This is a genomic window from Barnesiella sp. An22, from assembly GCF_963931395.1.
GTDB classification, from domain to species: Bacteria; Bacteroidota; Bacteroidia; order Bacteroidales; family Barnesiellaceae; genus Barnesiella; species Barnesiella merdigallinarum.
The window spans coordinates 2391696-2409867 of sequence record NZ_OZ007014.1 but is presented as its reverse complement, the minus strand read 5'-3'; the positions used below and the strand labels follow the sequence as shown (position 1 = coordinate 2409867).

The following is an 18172-nucleotide window of genomic DNA, read 5'->3' as shown; positions in this document are numbered from 1 at the left end:
AGAGATAGCAGGAGTGCCTGATGTAGTCGAGGACGACGTTTTGTCGCCTGGAGGCTTAGGCTTTGTCAAAACCGAACCGAATATGCCGGAGACCGAAGAAGAAGGGTGGTACGTGGCGAAAACCTATCGCCAGGAACGCAAGATCAAAGAGCTGCTTACCCGCATGGGGGTGAAGCACTTTATCCCTTTTCACGAGACGGTCAAAGAGATTGGCGGGAAGCGTAAGAAGGTCGAAGTCCCCTTCATCAGCGGGCTGATATTCGTGCATGGTCGTAAAAAAGAGTGCATTTCGCTCATCAACGACTACGGTTACCCCATGCGGTATGTGCGCGACTTTTCCAGCCGCTCGCTGCTGCGGGTGCCCGACAAGCAGATGGAGGACTTCATCTATCTGGTAGAACACCACGAGAACGAAATCGAGGTGCTGCCTCACGACCTGCGTCGGGGCGACCGCGTGCGGGTTGTCGCCGGCAGTTTTGCCGGCATCGAAGGCGAACTGGTGCGCATAGCCGGCCATCGCCGCGTGGTGGTACGCATAGACAACCTCTTTACCGTAGCCACGGTCTATATACCGGGCAATTATTTGGAGAAGATAGATGGCTGACGGCTTTTTACTGCAGTTGTATAAACCCATATGATAAGCTATAATACCATAAAGCAGAAATATACAGGTAATCGCAATCTGGTCGACAATGTACTGGGTGCATTTGTCGTACGAGGGTTGGGCTTTCTCATCTCGTTTGTACTGTTCCCGCTCTATCTGCGTTATTTCAACAACAATGCGGTTTTGGGTTGTTGGTTTACCATGTATTCGGTTTTGACCTGGATCAATATGTTCGATTTGGGTATCGGTCATGGTCTACGCAACCATTTGACCGCCGATTTGAGTTTGGGAAATTACGAGAGTGCCCGTAGTCATATTTCGTCGGCTTATATCTTGATGGGAGGTATTACCCTGCTGGTTACTCTGATTACACTCGTTGTGAGCCGGTATATCGACTGGAACCGCATCTTTAATATTTCTACCGAAGCACTGTCGGCCGAGGAGTTATATCAGGGGGTAATCGTAACGCTCTGCGGTGTATTCTCCTTTTTCTTTTTCAAGTTGATTCTATCGGTGCTATATGCGTTGCAGAAGTCGGCATGGCCCAATTTGCTCAATCTGATTTCGACGGTGCTGATGTTGCTTTTTTTGTGGGTATATACCCCTACGGGCGAGATAGGGAAAGATTTCATAACCCTGTCGTGGGTACAAGCCATCTCGGGAACTTTGCCCCTATTGGTGGTGACGGCTCTTGTCTTTGGCAAGGAGCTGAAAAGTTGTTTGCCCTCTTTCCACTGCTTCAGATGGAACAAGGCGAACGATGTCTTGTCGCTCGGGTTCCTCTTCCTGTTGGTGCAGGTCGTTTACATGGTCATTACGGTTACCAACGAGTTTATCATCTCCTACTTTTTTGCCCCTGCGTTTGTAGTTGAATATCAAATCTATTTCAAGCTCTTTTCGATTGTAAGCTCATTGGTGGCCTTGGCTTTGATACCGGTATGGTCGGCCGTCACGAAGGCATTTGTAGAGAAACGCTATGGTTGGATACTCAAGTTGATACGTTTTCTGTACGGCATAGCCGCGCTTTCGGTGTTGTTGCAGTTGGCTATTATTCCCTTTCTCGACCCGATATTGAAACTTTGGTTGGGTAGCAAGGCTATTGACGTAGATGTTTCGGTGGCTTTGTTGTTTGCCTTGATGAGTTGCGAGATGATATGGGTCTCGGTGTTGACCAGCATCTCCAACGGGTTGGGCAAGCTCAAATGTCAGTTGTACGGATTTCTGTTTGCAACTGTCTTTAAGATAGGAGCCATTGTTGCTTTGGCTTCGCACGCATCGTGGACGATTGTGGTTACTGCGACCATTATCGGTTTGCTGCCCTACTGTATTGTGCAGCCGATTGTGATGAACCGCCAGTTGAAAGTGTTGAACAAGGAGGTATCCACACATGACTAAGAGATTGTTGATTGTTAATACCTACGGCAACCTGTGGTCTACGGGTCGTATTGCTGCCGAGATAGGCGACATAGCCGAGAAGCACGGCTGGCAATATACCTTTGCCTATGCTTGTGAAGCTCGTCTCGAGGCCGGGAGAGGGATACGGATTACTCGCAGCCGATTGTCCTATTTGCTGCACACCTATCTGTTTTCACGCATCCTCAATCTGAAGGGCTTCGGGTCGTTGGTCGATACCTGGCTTTTTATCAAGAAGATAAAAAAGCTCTCCCCCGACTTGATACACCTGCACAATATTCATCAGAATTATCTGAACTTCCCGTTGTTCTTTTCGTATCTGAAGAGGGCCGGTATCCCGGTTGTGTGGACTCTGCACGACTGTTGGGTGGCTACGGGAGGTTGTACTCACTTTGCCTATTACGGGTGTAAGCAGTGGCACGACGGTTGTCGCCGGTGTCCCCGTTGTGGGAATAGCGATGTGGGCGGAGAGTTGAAGGGAGTTTTCCGCACGATGCCCTGGGTATTGAAGCAGAAAGTTTCGTATTTTACGGCGGTGCCTCGATTGACCTTTGTCGCAGTATCGGAGTGGTTGGCGTCGGTCGTGAGAAATTCGGCTGTGAGTACAGTCCCGGTTCGGGTGATAACAAACGGAATAGACACCTCCGTTTTCTATCCGCGTGAAGACCAACACCGGTTGGGCGAACGCTACGGCTGGGGCAATCGCTTTGTGGTTGTGGGGGTTGCTTCGCATTGGAGCGCTGCCAAGGGATTGTCCGATTACTATAAGTTGAGAGCCGCGTTGCCGGTCGACCGTTTTGCTATTGTGATGGTGGGACTCACCCCTCAACAGATAGCCGAATTGCCCGAGGGGATTATCGGTATCGAACGCACCGGGAGTGTCGACGAACTGGCTTCGATATACTCGGCTGCCGATGTGGTAGTGAGTCTGTCGTATCAGGAGTCGTTTGGGTTGACAATTGCCGAAGGATTTGCCTGTGGAACTCCGGCCGTAGTGTATGCCGATACGGCTTTGCCTGAACTGATAACATCGGCTACAGGGAGGGTTGTGGAGCTTGGAAATATGGAGCAGTTGATTGAGACTGTTATCCAAATGTGTGAAAAGGGAAAAACGTTTTATGCAAAGGCCTGCAGGGCTGAAGCCTGTGCGCGGTATGATAAAAATCGACAGTTCGAGCACTATATCGAGTTGTATGAACAACAGCTCGACTATCGAAAAGAAAATTGTAAGGCATGATTGAAACGATTGTTATAGGACTGTTGTGTGTCGTGTTGGCTTTTCTGGCCCGCTACAAGCGGCTGTCGTGGACCTTCCCCTTGGCGATGGTGATTCTGTTTGTCTTTTTGTCCATACGCTACTATTGGGGAAATGACTATGAACAGTATATCGACAAGTTCACAATATATAATGCGATAGACCGGTTCGACTACTCCGATCCCGACGAGCGTTGGGAGGTGGGATGGATACTCTTGTATCGTCTGTTCAAACCGTTTGGATTTTTCTCGTTGGTGATTGTTCTCTCTGCCTTCGAGATAGGGGTCTATTATTGGTTTATCAAGAAGTATGTACCACGTGAATGGTATTGGTTTGCCATCTTCCTGTATGTGTTCAATCCCTATTTCATGCTGGTGCATGCCTCGATGTTTCGTCAGGCGTTGGCCATGGGCCTGGTATTGCTTTCGGTACCCTATATTTTCAAGAAGCGGTTTATCGTGGCGGCATTGATTATCGTATTTGCTTCGCTGTTTCACAGCAGTGCCAAAATATTGTTGCCCATCGTATTTCTGGGCTATCTCAACTGGAAGATGGGTAACAAGGGGGTGATTATAGGAGGCGTTCTCTTCTTTACCATTCTCTTATTGCAGAATATCGTATTGCACATGGTCGAGGAGACCCTCTCGTCGTTGGGATTGAGTAAATATGCCTATTACCTGGAGGAGGGCAAAGAGACCTCGGAACTGGCGACGGGAATAGGATTTGTCTACCAGATTCTGATGATGTGCATGGTGCTCTATTACGAGAAGAAGCAAGACCGGGAGATCGGGTTGTTGTTTAAGCTGACCGCACTCTCGTTCCTGTTTATCCCGCTGGGATTTGTGGCACAGTTGTTTTCCCGCTTGGGCATGTATCTGCAGGTGCCTATGATAGCTACCTATCCGCACATGGTGCGCAGTATCGACAATAAAATTGTTCGGGTGGGTACCTTGTTGCTGATTATGGCATTTACCGTGTATGATTTTCATGTATTCTTCAACTCCGAGATATATGGCGATTTTTACATCGAGTATCGTACCATTTTCGAATCGTTTGTTTGGCGATGATACCGATGAGTTTTTACGATGAAACAGAAACAGAACGATGAGAGCTGCTTTTTTAATGGGATTGTTCCCCAAGAGTAACCGGGACGAAATCATTCGTAACAGTCGAGGCCCGATTCAGTTTGCAGCCGATGCCTTGCAATGGGGATATGTGTGTGGACTGAGTGCTCGGCATGTCGAGGTTCAGGTGTTCAACGCGCCCTTTATCGGCTCTTATCCGAAACGGTATGCTACTCCATTTTATACGTTGCGGTCGACCGATTCGATGCCGGCGGGGGTGACCTTGACCGATGTCGGGTTCTGTAATCTCACCGGCTATAAGTTGATAAGCCGCTGGTTACACATGAGACGGGCCTTGAAACGATGGGTCGACGAGGCTCCTCGAGAGACAACCGTGCTGATGGTGTATAGCATCCATACGCCTTTCCTAAAAGCGGCCGTCGATGTGAAGCGGAAAAGAAAGAATGTAAGGATTGTTCTTGTCGTTCCCGATTTACCCGAATATATGGACTCCGACAGGTCGGGCATAAAATCGGTATTTCATGCCATCAACCGGCAGGTGCAACAACGGTTGTACCGGCAGGTCGACGGCTACGTGCTTTTGAGCGAATACATGCGGGAGCGGTTACCGGTCGGTGAGAAAGCGTCTACGGTCATCGAGGGTATGTATTATGCCGACGAGTCGTCGACGACTGTCGACGATGTGAATAGTTGTGGAGTAACCGATAGCACGAAGATTGTGCTTTACACGGGTACTTTGGATTCGCGATATGGCATACTGACTTTGTTGAAGAGCTTCATGTCGTTGAAGAATCCCGATTATCGGTTGGTGATTTGTGGCGATGGCAATTCACGGGAGTTTTTGCAAAAGTGTGCTGCCGAGGACCGTCGCATTGTATATCAGGGACAGCTGCCTCGCGAGTCGATTCTGGCCTGGCAGCGCAAGGCGACGTTACTAATCAATCCCCGTACGCCACAAGGGGAATTTACCAAATATTCGTTCCCTTCGAAGACAATCGAGTATTTGGCTTCCGGCACGCCTGCTTTGCTGTATAAGTTGCCGGGTATTCCGCAGGAGTATTACGACTATTGCTTTACCGTCGACGAGCTTTCGGAAGAGGCTTTGGCTCGGAAAATCGACGAGATATTGAGTCGGGACGAAGCGTCGTTGCAGGCATTGGGACAAAAGGCCCGACACTATATATTGACCTATAAGTCGCCCGAGCATCAATGCCGGAGACTGGTCGACCTGATAAACCAAGTGACAAAACAGTAAATCTAATATATAACATTATGTCGATTTTTAAAGATAAAATATTGCTCATTACCGGGGGGACCGGGTCGTTTGGCAATGCGGTTTTGCGCCGTTTCCTCGATAGCGACGTGCGCGAAATACGCATCTTCAGCCGCGACGAGAAGAAACAGGATGATATGCGCCATCGGTTGCAGAACCCGAAGGTGAAATTCTATATCGGTGATGTGCGCGACAAGCGCAGTATCGACGGAGCCATGACGGGTGTCGACTATGTGTTCTCGGCCGCGGCTTTGAAGCAGGTGCCTTCGTGCGAGTTTTTCCCCATGCAGGCGGTGCGTACCAATGTGTTGGGGACCGAGAATGTTCTCGACTCGGCTATCGAACACGGGGTGAAGAATGTGGTGGTGCTCTCGACCGACAAGGCGGCTTATCCCATCAATGCCATGGGCATCAGCAAGGCGATGATGGAGAAGGTGGCTATCGCCAAGGGGCGTCAGTTGGGCGACTCGGCGACGACCACGATTTGCTGCACGCGCTACGGCAACGTGATGGCGAGCCGCGGTTCGGTCATCCCCTTGTGGATTGACCAGATGAAGAATAATGCCGTGATTACGATGACCGACCCCAATATGACACGCTTCATGATGACGCTCGACGATGCGGTAGACTTGGTGGTATATACTTTTGAGCATGGTCACAACGGCGACCTGTTCGTGCAGAAGGCGCCGGCAGCTACGCTGGAGACTCTGGCCACGGCCCTGAAGCAGCTCTATGGCAAGGATACGCCGGTGAAGGTTATCGGCACCCGTCATGGCGAGAAGTTGTACGAGACGCTGGTGACTCGCGAGGAGATGGCGCGTGCCGTGGATATGGGCAACTACTTCCGTATCCCGTGCGACAGCCGCGACTTGAACTACGACAAATATTTTGTCGAGGGCAACAAGGTGATTTCGCAAATCGAAGACTATCATTCTCACAACACGCATCGCCTCGACGTGGAGGAGATGAAGCAATTGCTGCTCAAGCTCGATCTGGTGCGTGACGATTTGAACCTGAAAGCATAGGAGGGGGTATGATACGAGTAGGAATTACCGGGCAGGCTGGTTTCGTGGGTACACATCTGTACCATACGCTGGGGCTCTGGCCCGAAGTGTTCGAGCGGATACCTTTCGAGGATTCCTTTTTTGCCGACCGGGAACGGCTGGAGGCGTTTGTGCGGCAGTGCGATGTCATTGTGCATCTGGCGGCAATGAACCGTCACCCCGATGCGCAGGTGCTGTATGAGACCAACGTGAAGCTGGTGCGCCAGCTCATCGAGGCGATGGAGTCGACCGAGGTGCGCCCCTATGTGCTCTTTTCGTCGAGTACACAGGAGGAGCGCGGCAACGAGTACGGTCGCAGCAAGCGCGAGGGGCGTCGTCTGTTCGAGGAGTGGGCCCGCCGTCAGGGGGCCTCGTTCACCGGGCTGGTGGTACCCAATGTCTTCGGACCCTTCGGCCGCCCCAACTATAACTCGTTTATCGCTACGTTTGCCTATAAGTTGACCCACGGCGAGGAGCCGGTGGTGATGCAGGACAGCGAGGTGCATCTCATCTATGTGGGTTCGTTGTGCGAATACATCTGCAAGCGGATCCGCCGTCAGTCCGAGATTGCCGAGGTGGTGGTCGAACGCGACGAAGTGCCCTTCGACTTTACCATGAAGGTGAGCGAGGTGCTCGACCGCTTCGGCCAGTTCAAGAGCCTCTACCTCGAGCAGGGCATTATCCCGCCGCTCTGTAACCGGCACGAGTGGAATCTGTTCAACACCTTCCGCAGCTACATCGACATGAAGCAGCACTTCCCGGTGCAGCTGGTGCAGCACACCGATGCACGCGGCAGTTTTGTAGAGACGGTGAAGATAGGGGTAGGGGGGCAGGTGAGCTTCTCGACCACGGTGCCCGGCGTCACTCGGGGCAACCACTATCACACGCGCAAGATGGAGCGCTTTGTCGTCATCAAGGGCAAGGCCCGCATACAGCTGCGCCGGGTGGGTACCGACGAGGTGCTCGATTATTACCTCGACGGCGAGCGTCCGGCCTATGTCGATATGCCCGTGTGGTATACGCATAATATATCGAATATCGGCGATGAAATACTGTATGCCCAGTTCTGGATCAACGAGTGGTACGATCCCGACGACGGCGATACCTATTTCGAACCCGTAGAACAAGAACCATGAAACAACTCAATATAAGATTATGAAACCTTTGAAAGTGCTTACTGTGGTGGGCACACGACCCGAAATCATCCGACTTTCGTGCGTGTTGCAGAAACTGGACGCCAGTCCGGCCATAGACCATGTGCTGGTACATACCGGCCAGAACTACGACTATGAGTTGAACGAGATATTTTTCCAGGACCTGGGATTGCGCAAGCCCGACTACTTCCTCAATGCGGCGGGCAACAACGCTACCTCTACGGCCGGGCAGATATTGATCAACATCGACCCCGTGCTCGAGCAGGTCAAGCCCGAGGCCTTCCTGGTGCTGGGCGATACCAATTCGTGCCTCTGTGCCATTGCGGCCAAGAAGCGGCACATCCCCATCTTCCACATGGAGGCCGGTAATCGCTGTTTCGACCAACGGGTCCCCGAGGAGAGTAACCGCAAGATTGTAGACCATATCTCCGACATCAACATGACATACAGCAGCATCGCCCGTGAATACCTGCTGCACGAGGGCATCCCGGCCGACCGCGTAATCAAGACCGGCAGCCCCATGTACGAGGTGCTGAACCGCTACCTGCCCAAGATCGAGGCGTCGACCATACTCGAGACATTGGGGCTCGAGCGCGACCGTTACTTCGTGGTCTCGGCTCATCGCGAGGAGAATATCTCGAGCGACCGCAACTTCGGCAATCTGGTGACGATTCTGAACGGCATTGCCCGGGAGTACGGCTATCCGGTTATCGTGTCGACCCACCCCCGCACCCACAAGCGAATCGAGCAGACCGGGGTCGAATTCGACCCCTTGGTGCGGTTGATGAAACCGATGGGATTGAGCGATTACAACAAGCTGCAACTCAATGCCCGGGCGGTCATCTCCGATAGCGGCACCATCAGCGAAGAGTCGTCGATTCTCAACTTCCGGGCCCTGAATATCCGCGAGGCGCACGAGCGTCCCGAAGCGATGGAGGAGGCCTCGGTGATGATGGTGGGTCTCAATCCCGAGCGGGTGATGCAAGGGTTGGCCGAGTTGCAGGACCAGAATCTCGAGCACCGCAACTTCCGCCCGGTAGCCGATTACTCGATACCCAACGTGAGCGACAAGGTAGTACGAATCATCTTATCCTATACCGATTATGTCAAGCGAGTCGTCTGGAGTGAAAGGTAAGCGCTGTCTGCTTTTGACCAACTATTTTTACCCCGAGACCTTCAGGGGTAACGACGTAGCCTTCGAGATGGTGAAGCGGGGCTACGAGGTTACGGTCATCACCTGTATCCCCAACTACCCGCAGGGCCGTTTCTACGACGGGTATGGCATGTGGCGCCGCCGGCGCGAGGTAGTCAACGGGGTGAACGTGATACGCGTGCCGGTGATACCGCGCGGCAACGGCCGGGCCATACGCATGGTGCTCAACTACGTGTCGAGCCTCTTCTTCACCTTTATCTATACGTTGAGCATCGTGCTCCGCAAGAAGTTCGATTTCATCTTTGTGCAGGAACTCTCGCCGGCCTTTATCGGCATTCCCGCCGTGCTGGCCAAGAAGATACAGCACATACCCATCTACTTCTGGCTGCTCGATGTGTGGCCCGAGAGTCTGGCAGCCGGTGGCATCACCAACAAATACATCATTGGCATCGTCGACAAAATCATGCGCCGCATATATCGCAACTGTCACAAGATCTTTATCGCGGCCCCCGGCGTGCGGTCGCTGTTGCAGCAGCGCGGCGTGCGCAACGACTGCATCGAGGACTTGCCCAACTGGGGCGAAGATGCCTTGCAGGGCGATGAGGTGAGCGAAGATCAGCTGCCCCCGTTGCCCGATGGGTTCCGCATCATGTTTGCCGGGAATCTGGGTGAGGCCCAGAACCTCGAGAACGTGATGCGTGTGGCCGAGCGGTTGAAGGACGACAAACGCATCCAGTGGATTTTCATCGGCGACGGCCGCAAGAAGAAGTGGGTGCAGCAGTTTGTGCAGAGCCGCGAAATGGAAGATACGGTCCATCTCTACAAACGCTATCCGATAGAGTACATGTCGGCCTTTTTCAAGAAAGCCGACATCATGTTGCTCTCGCTCTGCAACAACAACGCATTCAATGTGACCCTGCCGGCCAAGCTGCAGGCCTATATGCTCAATGCCAAGCCCGTGCTGGTGATGGCCAACGGCGAGGCCCAGTCGGTGGTCCGCGAGGCGCGGTGCGGCTATGGTGCCAATGCCGACTCTATCGACAAGATGGTGCGCCTCGTGCTCTCCATTTCGCGGGTCCCCAAGCAGGAGCTCGAGCAGAAGGGGCGCAACGGATACCACTACTACCAGCGCCATTTCAGAAGAGACAAGTGTATGAACGACCTCTTCGGAACCATCGAAAACTACAAAAAGAAAGGAGCTAAAAAATGATTATCGACGAGAAACTGCTCGACCAGGTGACGGCCGAAGCCCAGGCCAGCCCCCGGTTGCGCATGAACTACAACTTTCACGAGACGCTCGACGCCCCTGCGCAACGTCTGCTCAATGCGCTCGAGCCGGGCACGGTGTTGCCCATACACCGCCACATGCACACGGCCGAGACCTATGTCGTGTTGCGGGGCCGGCTCAATGTCGACTTCTACAACGAGGACCGTCAGGTGACGGCCCATTACGAACTCGATCCCACGAAGGGAGCCTATGGCGTGAACATTCCCCGCGGGCAGTGGCACACCATCGAGGTGTTGTGCAGCGGTACCGTCATCTTCGAGGTGAAAGACGGTCCCTACATGCCTCTGGCTCCGGCCGACATACTGGAGTAGGTACCTGGTTACCTATCCCGTTTTCTCCGAGGGCGACTCATCGGTCTATCTGGCCGACGGGTCGCCCTCGGTGCGTACAGGGGTTGCTGGTAGAAGAGTCGTGTGAATATGAAAAATTTTTGCATCTCTCCAAACCTATGCTATATTTTGGCATAGGTCCATATGTAACTTTGTGGCATAAATTTAGAAAAGTATGGAAAGAACGATGATTCAACTGCTTAAACTGACGGCTTCGAAATTGCACAATCGGAAACTTAAGGGACTTACCGGGGAAGAGCTTTCGGGGTTGTTGGGCGAGGTGCAGGCTCGCCTTCATTTGGATAATGTGGATGAGGCTGTTGTCTTTACGGCTCTTTTTGATTGTGGATGCGGAGGGCGGAAGAACGACTTGAACGACCTGGTCGCTTACTTCGGTTGTACGCTGTTGCAGATGATGGAGTATGTAGTGGCTATCCGGTCGTTGGTTCGAAAGCATCTGGTGGTACAGACCAACAGAAGTGAATTTCGAGTGGTAGAACAGATGTTCATAATACCCGATTACGTAATCGAGTCTATCCTGGAAAACAAGATGCCCCATCCGAAAGAGTATATGCCGGGAAATGTGTTTAATCAATATGACTTTTGCGAGGCGGTCGACACGGTGCTGCAAAATCGAAGTTCTTCTGATGTTGATTCTCTGAAATGTATCGAGTTCCTGGAGCGGGAGAATGCCGGGATGTCGCTGGTGAAAGAGTTGAAGGGTGTAGTGCCTCAACTGGATGAGCGAGCAATCTTTTATAAACTGTGTTTCGGTTTTACCGAGAATAGCAGTTCGGATGTGGATGATATTCTGGAAGATATCTATAAGAACTATGGGGCACGCTTACAAGCAAAGCATGCTTTACTCTCCAGAGAACATCCGCTGGTTGTCGCCGGATTGATGGAGCTGGTAGACAAGGAGTATCTGGAACTTACAACCGCAGGGGAGCGCCTTTTCCTGGGTGAAGATTTTGAGCGGCTCAAGACGAAGGTAGAGAGCGATTGTTATGGCTTTGCAAAAATGGTCGAGGAGTATGTCGACCGCTCCAGGCGTGGAACCAAAACCGCGAGGGATACCTATAGAATGGAAGCAAAACTGGTTGCGATGGAAAAGGATAACCATCACATCTCCTGCCTGGCCAAAGTGCAGAACCTGATTGAAGAGCCCGGTTACAGAATTTTGTTCTATCTGGCGTGCGAAGGTTGCATCGATGGATCGGGGGTTGAGCTGCCCATGGTGTTGAATCTTATCTATTCCCCGAAAGATTGCAGTGCCAATTTGAGCCTCTTCAAAAGTGGGTCTCACAAGTTGCAGCGGCTCGATCTGATCGAGATGGTAACCGAGAGCAGTTTCTTCGGGAAACAGACGAAACTGATACTCACCGACCGGGGGAAAGAGCTCTATTTCGGAGAGGATGCCCGGTTTTTTGTGGAGAAGATCGATGACAAGGAGTTGATTCGGGCCTCCGGTATTCGGGAAAAACGGCTCTTCTTTTCGCCTGAAGAGCAGGAGCAACTGTCGCTGGTAGGCAACGTGTTGAACGAAGAGAACTATCGGGCATTGGTCGCCCGGCTCGAGGCCAAATCACTTCCCCGGGGAATCGCCGTTTTGCTGTATGGAGAGCCGGGCACGGGTAAAACCGAGTCGGTCATGCAGTGGGCCCGTCAGTCGGGGCGCGATATTGTGCATGTCGATATAAGCGCCTCCAAGAGCATGTGGTATGGCGAGAGCGAGAAGATAGTCAAGCAGATATTTACCCGTTATCGCAGTATATGCAAGCACTCGGCACAAAAGCCTATCCTGTTGTTCAACGAGGCCGATGCCCTCTTTTCCACCCGCCAGAATTTGACGGGAAGGGGTAGCATCGATCAGACCGAGAATGCCATCCAAAACATTATTCTCGAAGAGATGGAGACGCTCGACGGGATTCTGATTGCGACGACCAATCTGGTCGACAATCTCGACAAGGCTTTTGAGCGGCGCTTCCTCTTCAAGATACGTTTCAACAAGCCTTCGGTCGAGGCCAAGCGAAACATCTGGCTCGACAAACTGCCCGTACTCACCGACGAGCAGGCTACCCGGCTGGCCGCGACCTACAACTTCAGCGGTGGCGAGATAGACAACATCGTGCGCAAGGTGACCCTGACCGAGGTGGTCGACGGCACTGCTCCCTCGTGGGAGTATCTTATCCGAATCTGTAACGAGGAAAAGATAGGCCGGAGCGGGGCGTGCGGAAAGATTGGCTTCAATCAATAAGAGCTATGCTTGATTTTTTCATAACAAAACCGTAACTTCACGAAATATAATTCATTACCTCTATGGCAGCAAACAAATTCGGCCGATATATATGGCTGGTCGATCTCATTAAAAATCACCCCCGCATTACCTTCCGGCAGATAAGCGAAGCCTGGGCCGACTCGGGCCTGGGCGACGGCAAGTGCCTCCCGTGGCGTACCTTTATGAACCACAAGGAGGCCATCGAGACCATCTTCGATGTGATTGTCGAGTGCGACCCCAAGGCCGGCTATGGCTACTACATAGCCGACGACGAGCTGCAGGGCAACAACCTGCGCTCGTGGCTCATCGACTCGTATGCCACCCTCAACCAGGTGCAGGCCGACAGCCATTTGCAGAGCCGCATCTCGTTCGAGCAGATACCCTCGGGCAGCCGTTACCTGCAAACCCTCCTGCAGGCGATGCGCAAGAATCGGGTGGTCGAGCTGGAATATCAGTCCTTCAACAAGCCGACTGCCTATACTTTCGAGGTTGAGCCCTATCACCTCAAGGTGGTTCGTCGTCGCTGGTATCTCATCGGGCGCAGTCCTAAATACAACACTATTTACACCTATGCACTCGACCGCATGCTGAGCGTCAAGGTTACCGACAAGCTCTTCGATCTACCTGCCGATTTCGACATCGACCGCTATTTCGAGGGTTGTGTAGGCATTATGGCCGATGACGATATAGGGATAGAGCGGGTCGTCATCAAGACCTACGACTGGGCCCGCTGGTATATCAAGACTCTGCCGCTGCATGCGTCGCAGCGCGAAATAGCCCGCGACGACAAGTCGATTACCTTCGAGTTGCAGGTACGCCCTACCTTCGACTTCATGCAACTGCTGTTGCAGCAGGCGGGGCAGATAGAGGTGGTCGAGCCCGAGTGGGTCAAAAAGCGAATGTGCGAGTTGGCCCGGGAGGTATGGCAACGATACCACCCGACACTCCCGATGGAGGAGGGGATATCTTTGTTGAAACAAGGAAATAAGCCCTTGGAATAAATTTGGTAAAATGCTTTCGCCTGTGCTTCGTTTCGGCATATCGGTGGGGTTACCTTTGTCATATCGTTAATCAAAAATGTTTCACTTAAAACGAAAAACCGATATGTCAAGGGTATTTAAAGTAACGCCGAAAAAAATCAAACGGGTAAACGGCACCGTATTGACTCCCGAAATGGAGGTAACCGTAACCACTCAGCTACACACCGCCGATCCGTTCTACAACGGGGCCAAAGAGATCAAAGAGGCGTACATGCGTCTCTATGGATTTGACTATCAAAAGGCCTGTTGCAATAAGTCCGATTTCAACTTTCGGGCTTTGGATTGAGACAGAGGGGATACTCTTTTCAAGCTGGGCGGGAGAACTTACTGCCCCGCCTCGGCGAGAATAATAGGGGACTTTTAAAAAGCGACACTCCGGTAATCGGTCGATTATCGGAGTGTCTGGCTTTTCGGTGATCCGCTTGGTATCTGAAAATAGCCCTTTTTATTACCAAATATCAAACGCCATCTTATTCTGTATCAGAGTCTTCCGACATTCAATAACATTGTTCATTTTGAGTGAGTAACACAATGTGGTAACACGGTTAATAAACACTCGCAACGGACTCTCTTCATCCGCTCATTTGCAAATGTACAGCTTTAATTTGAATTTACGGTTCTTTTTATGGGGTTATTTTCACTTGTTTTCATTTGACAGACTCGCACAAAAAAACACAGACCTTTACTTTAAGTGCCTTAAAATGAGCATCAGAGTATGATTTAGAGTATGAAAATGGGGCTGATTGATAAATAGCTCTAAAATCCTTCAGATTTCTGTTGTGTATTTTGTTTTTTACAAGGCCTGCCCTGTACCTTTGTGTCGCTTCACGGTTGAAAAGTACCACAATCGGAGGCAAATTGTCACACTAAAATAACAGAATTATGAAACAGGAACATTATATCAAAGTCGTGAACGATGTGGTTCAACGAATGGAAAGACACGCCGATGTAGTGATGAACGTGAAGCAGGTGGCGGAATATCTCGGCTTGTCAGTCGGAGCTGTCCGCAAGCGTTGCCAGCGTAAACAGTTACCATATCATCTCAATGCCAAGCATCTTTATTTCAGCAAACTTGAAGTGGATGCAGCTTTACTCAACCGAAAATAAAATGAGAGCGCGTTCTTTTGACTATATGGGGCAGTTTTGGCGGGAGAATGAAATACAGATGTTCTCGGCAAAGGAAACGCAACTGTATTTCTTTCTCTTGGCGGAATGTAGACGCCGATGTTGGCAAGTCCCTTTCGGATGCAGTACACAACGAATCACCAACAATCTTGGCATAAGCCGCCAGACACTCTGCCGGTTGAGGAAGAAACTGCAAGACCGTGGACTTATCGCTTACGAAGAGGGAAAAAACAATTCCTCTATTCCCGGCTACACTCTTTTAATAAAGGTGGACACCAACAAAACGGTACAGCGAAATATGACAGCAAATGGAACACTGGATGGAACGGCAGCCGGAACCATTATAAACAGTATAGACAAAATAAATAAATCTATTATTCCTAAAGAGAAACCGCTCCATTTAAACGACTTGCAGGCTCTTTTGTACGCTGACAACAAATGGTTGGGCAACGTGAAGGAATATGCGAACCAGCATGGAATAGAAGTGGACGACATGAAGATACAGGAAATGCTTGGAGAGTTCTTTCTTTATCTCCGGACATGCGGCATCCAGTCTAAATCGCCAGCCGATGCGCAGCAGCATTTTGTAAACTGGTTGATGAAAAAAGGGAATAACAGAGACTACAGGCAGAAGGCTCATCCTGCTTGGCAAGTCGGCGTAAAACTGACTGACGACAATCCGGACAAATTCAAAAACACATCAGAATGGTAGATATTAATTCAGACAACAGAATAGATTTCAGAGCGGCAGTAAATTTCTTTGCCGAGCGAAAAGTGTGCCTGCAACCGCAACGGCTGCATATCCGTTTGCCCAATGCCAAAGAAGTATTGGATGCAGGATTGCGGCATTTCTTGGGCTGTAACTACATGTGGCAGCCCGAATACGATAAGGTTGTAGATTGGTTGACTGACAACAAAGGGCTTGGACTGTTCTGTATGGGCAACTGTGGCAGAGGAAAGACCACCATTTGTTTGCAAATACTTCCCTGCATTATACAGCACTATTTTCACAAAGTATTCTCCATCTGTCTGGCACGCGAAATGAACCGACATTACACCGAAGTGATGCGTAGCCATCTGCTTGTGATTGATGACATAGGGCGTGAAGAACCCTATCAGGAATACGGCAACCACTTCAATGTGTTCCCTGATTTCGTGGACGATTGCGAAAGGAAGGGCAAATTCCTAATCACGAACACCAACTGCACGAAGGAACAGCTTGCAGAGAAATATGGGGAGCGTACCCTTTCCCGACTGAAAGCGACAACACGGTTAGTGGTTTTTGCAGGAGAGGACTTACGGCATGGATAAATGCTGGGCTTGCCCAGATATAGCCCACTATAACTTCTCCGCTACGCTCCGAAGTTGTGGGCTCTCCCGAGGGGCTTATGGCTCTGCCCTAAGAACCCGGCAAGGGCTTTCAGCCCTGTGCAACCCAACCAAAGAGTGACCCTCTCTTTGGAAACTCCGCTTAGTGGCTTCCACCCCTAAGAACCCGGAGCAGGAAGTGACCCTCTCCCTGCACCCTCCGATTAAGGCTCCGCCCTAATAACCCGAAGTGAAACCCAAATACAGACAAGCCTATGGCACAGAAGACATCCATCAACATCAAGCCGTGCAACATCGGCAGCAGCGAAGCGCATAACAAGCGGACAGCGGAATACCTCGCCAATATCCGCAAGGAGAAGTTTTACATCCGTACCGACCTCATGGCAGGAAACGAGGCATGGGTATCACCTGATTTCGGTGAAGCCACGCTCACCGACCGCTACAATCAGATAGCCACTATGGTCAAGGAAAAGACAGGACGGGCGATGCAGACCAAAGACCGGGAAAGGGTGAACAAGAAGACGGACAAGGTGACCATTGTCCGTGGCAGCACTCCGCTCAAGGAGGGCGTGGTCGTCATCAAGGACGACACCACGATGGAACAGCTGCGGCACTTCTGCGAGGTGTGTAAGCAGAGTTGGGGAATCACAGCCCTGCAAGTGTTCATCCACCGTGACGAGGGACATTACGGAATACCCGGCGACAATGCCACATGGAAGCCCAACTTCCATGCTCACATCGTATGGGACTGGATGAACCACGATACGGGAAAGTCCTGCAAACTGGACGAGAAAGCCATGAGTGAGATGCAGACGGTTTTGGCTGAGTGTCTTGATATGGAAAGGGGCACCTCAAAGGAGGTGACGGGCAAGAAACATCTGGAGCGCACGGACTTCATCATCGCCAAGCAGAAACAGGAAGCGGAACAGGCGAAAGCCGCAAGGCAAGCAGCCATCGCCGCCAAGGAGGAAGCCGAAGCGGAACTTTTATTCGTGGAGGGCGAGAACAAGGCGAAAGAGCAGTACCGCCATTCCCTCGACAGCGAGATTGCCGAAAAGGAGAAACAGTTAAAAGACGAGCGAAAGGCAAAAGTGGACAGCATACTGAACAGCTTCGGCAGCCTTGTCGGGGTCGGCAAGTCCGCAGCGGTCGAAAAGGAAAATGCCAAATTGAAAGCCGAGAACGAGCGCATGAAGAAAGCCTTTGCCGAAGCCGTAAAGGAAAAGGCGGAAGAACGGACAAAGGCATTGGTCGCAGAAAAGCAGAAAGCCGAAGCGGAGCGTGACAGGGCTTTGGTGCAAAGCCGCTCTCTTGGCATGGAAAGGGACAAGGCACTGCGGCAGCTTCAGGAACAAAAGGACGGCGAGCGGCAGCGCATCAGCCAAGCGGTAAATCAGGCCACGGCGGAGAAAGACAAGACCATCCGCCTGTTGCAAAGTACGCTCAAAGCGAGTAGGCATATTCTGAACGTGCTTGCCGATATGCTTTACAAGGCAAGCGAGGTATTTAGGCGAGCCATTGATGCGATTATCCATTTCGGCACGGAGCAGCACAAGTCGTTCTTCGCCCCGTCCGAAGCCGCCGACATCAAGAGCGTGATGCAGGAGTACGGAGAAACGACCGAACAGCAGAATATGGTCGGCGCATGGCTTTGTGACTATGCGGAGAGACGACAGCCAGTTGATGGAATAAAACATCGCCATACACTTAAAGAGGTTGGCGATGTGGCAGATGGAAAATATGACTGGAAAATCAATTCTATACAAAATAATATCAGAATGTAAATGAGATGATGTACCTTAA

Annotated in this window: 17 protein-coding genes; all 17 read left to right on the top strand. The window is 51.3% G+C overall.

Annotation, left to right across the window (positions count from 1 at the left end; all coding sequences use genetic code 11):
• Positions 1–82 precede the first annotated feature (82 nt).
• The 17 genes from ABGT88_RS10030 to ABGT88_RS09950 all read left to right on the top strand — a co-directional run bounded on the left by ABGT88_RS10030 (position 83) and on the right by ABGT88_RS09950 (position 18153).
• The gene (locus ABGT88_RS10030) at positions 83–604 is read left to right on the top strand and encodes a UpxY family transcription antiterminator (RefSeq protein WP_346701886.1); all 522 of its coding nucleotides are present in this window, start codon (positions 83–85) and stop codon (positions 602–604) included.
• Positions 605–634: 30 nt separating this feature from the next.
• The gene (locus tag ABGT88_RS10025) at positions 635–1999 is read left to right on the top strand and encodes an MATE family efflux transporter (RefSeq protein WP_346701884.1); all 1365 of its coding nucleotides are present in this window, start codon (positions 635–637) and stop codon (positions 1997–1999) included.
• The gene (locus ABGT88_RS10020; RefSeq protein WP_346701882.1) at positions 1992–3254 is read left to right on the top strand and encodes a glycosyltransferase; all 1263 of its coding nucleotides are present in this window, start codon (positions 1992–1994) and stop codon (positions 3252–3254) included. The genes ABGT88_RS10025 and ABGT88_RS10020 overlap by 8 nt, the downstream gene beginning before the upstream one ends.
• Positions 3251–4339: an EpsG family protein gene (locus ABGT88_RS10015; protein WP_300131653.1), complete on the top strand. Its 1089-nt coding sequence runs from the start codon at positions 3251–3253 to the stop codon at positions 4337–4339. The genes ABGT88_RS10020 and ABGT88_RS10015 overlap by 4 nt, the downstream gene beginning before the upstream one ends.
• Positions 4340–4376: 37 nt before the next feature.
• Positions 4377–5612: a glycosyltransferase gene (locus ABGT88_RS10010; protein WP_346701880.1), complete on the top strand. Its 1236-nt coding sequence runs from the start codon at positions 4377–4379 to the stop codon at positions 5610–5612.
• 17 nt (positions 5613–5629) lie between these two features.
• Positions 5630–6655 carry a polysaccharide biosynthesis protein gene (locus ABGT88_RS10005; RefSeq protein ID WP_346701878.1) on the top strand — a complete coding sequence of 342 codons (1026 nt, stop codon included), beginning with the start codon at positions 5630–5632 and terminating at the stop codon, positions 6653–6655.
• An 8-nt stretch (positions 6656–6663) separates the two neighbouring features.
• On the top strand, positions 6664–7809 hold the full coding sequence (locus ABGT88_RS10000) for an NAD-dependent epimerase/dehydratase family protein (RefSeq protein WP_346701876.1): 1146 nt from the start codon (positions 6664–6666) through the stop codon (positions 7807–7809).
• Positions 7810–7828: 19 nt separating this feature from the next.
• Positions 7829–8962, top strand: coding sequence for a non-hydrolyzing UDP-N-acetylglucosamine 2-epimerase (wecB, locus tag ABGT88_RS09995; RefSeq protein WP_346701874.1), 1134 nt, complete (start codon positions 7829–7831; stop codon positions 8960–8962).
• Positions 8963–8975: 13 nt separating this feature from the next.
• Complete coding sequence (locus tag ABGT88_RS09990) at positions 8976–10190, top strand: glycosyltransferase family 4 protein (RefSeq protein ID WP_158096871.1); 1215 nt, start codon at positions 8976–8978, stop codon at positions 10188–10190.
• Positions 10187–10579 carry a WbuC family cupin fold metalloprotein gene (locus ABGT88_RS09985; protein WP_346701872.1) on the top strand — a complete coding sequence of 131 codons (393 nt, stop codon included), beginning with the start codon at positions 10187–10189 and terminating at the stop codon, positions 10577–10579. Before ABGT88_RS09990 ends, ABGT88_RS09985 begins: the two co-directional genes overlap by 4 nt.
• A 193-nt stretch (positions 10580–10772) precedes the next feature.
• Positions 10773–12854 carry an ATP-binding protein gene (locus tag ABGT88_RS09980; RefSeq protein WP_346701870.1) on the top strand — a complete coding sequence of 694 codons (2082 nt, stop codon included), beginning with the start codon at positions 10773–10775 and terminating at the stop codon, positions 12852–12854.
• A gap of 62 nt (positions 12855–12916) precedes the next feature.
• Positions 12917–13876, top strand: a complete 960-nt coding sequence (locus ABGT88_RS09975) for a WYL domain-containing protein (RefSeq protein WP_346701868.1) — start codon at positions 12917–12919, stop codon at positions 13874–13876.
• 103 nt (positions 13877–13979) lie between these two features.
• Entirely contained in the window at positions 13980–14201 is a 222-nt protein-coding gene (locus ABGT88_RS09970; protein WP_258327955.1) for a DUF6140 family protein, read from the top strand.
• Between the two features lie 596 nt (positions 14202–14797).
• Positions 14798–15022, top strand: a complete 225-nt coding sequence (locus ABGT88_RS09965) for a helix-turn-helix domain-containing protein (protein ID WP_346701866.1) — start codon at positions 14798–14800, stop codon at positions 15020–15022.
• 1 nt (position 15023) lies between these two features.
• On the top strand, positions 15024–15752 hold the full coding sequence (locus tag ABGT88_RS09960; protein ID WP_346701864.1) for a hypothetical protein: 729 nt from the start codon (positions 15024–15026) through the stop codon (positions 15750–15752).
• Positions 15746–16351 carry a hypothetical protein gene (locus ABGT88_RS09955; RefSeq protein ID WP_346701862.1) on the top strand — a complete coding sequence of 202 codons (606 nt, stop codon included), beginning with the start codon at positions 15746–15748 and terminating at the stop codon, positions 16349–16351. Before ABGT88_RS09960 ends, ABGT88_RS09955 begins: the two co-directional genes overlap by 7 nt.
• 272 nt (positions 16352–16623) lie before the next feature.
• Positions 16624–18153, top strand: coding sequence for a mobilization protein (locus ABGT88_RS09950; RefSeq protein WP_346701860.1), 1530 nt, complete (start codon positions 16624–16626; stop codon positions 18151–18153).
• Positions 18154–18172 lie beyond the last annotated feature (19 nt).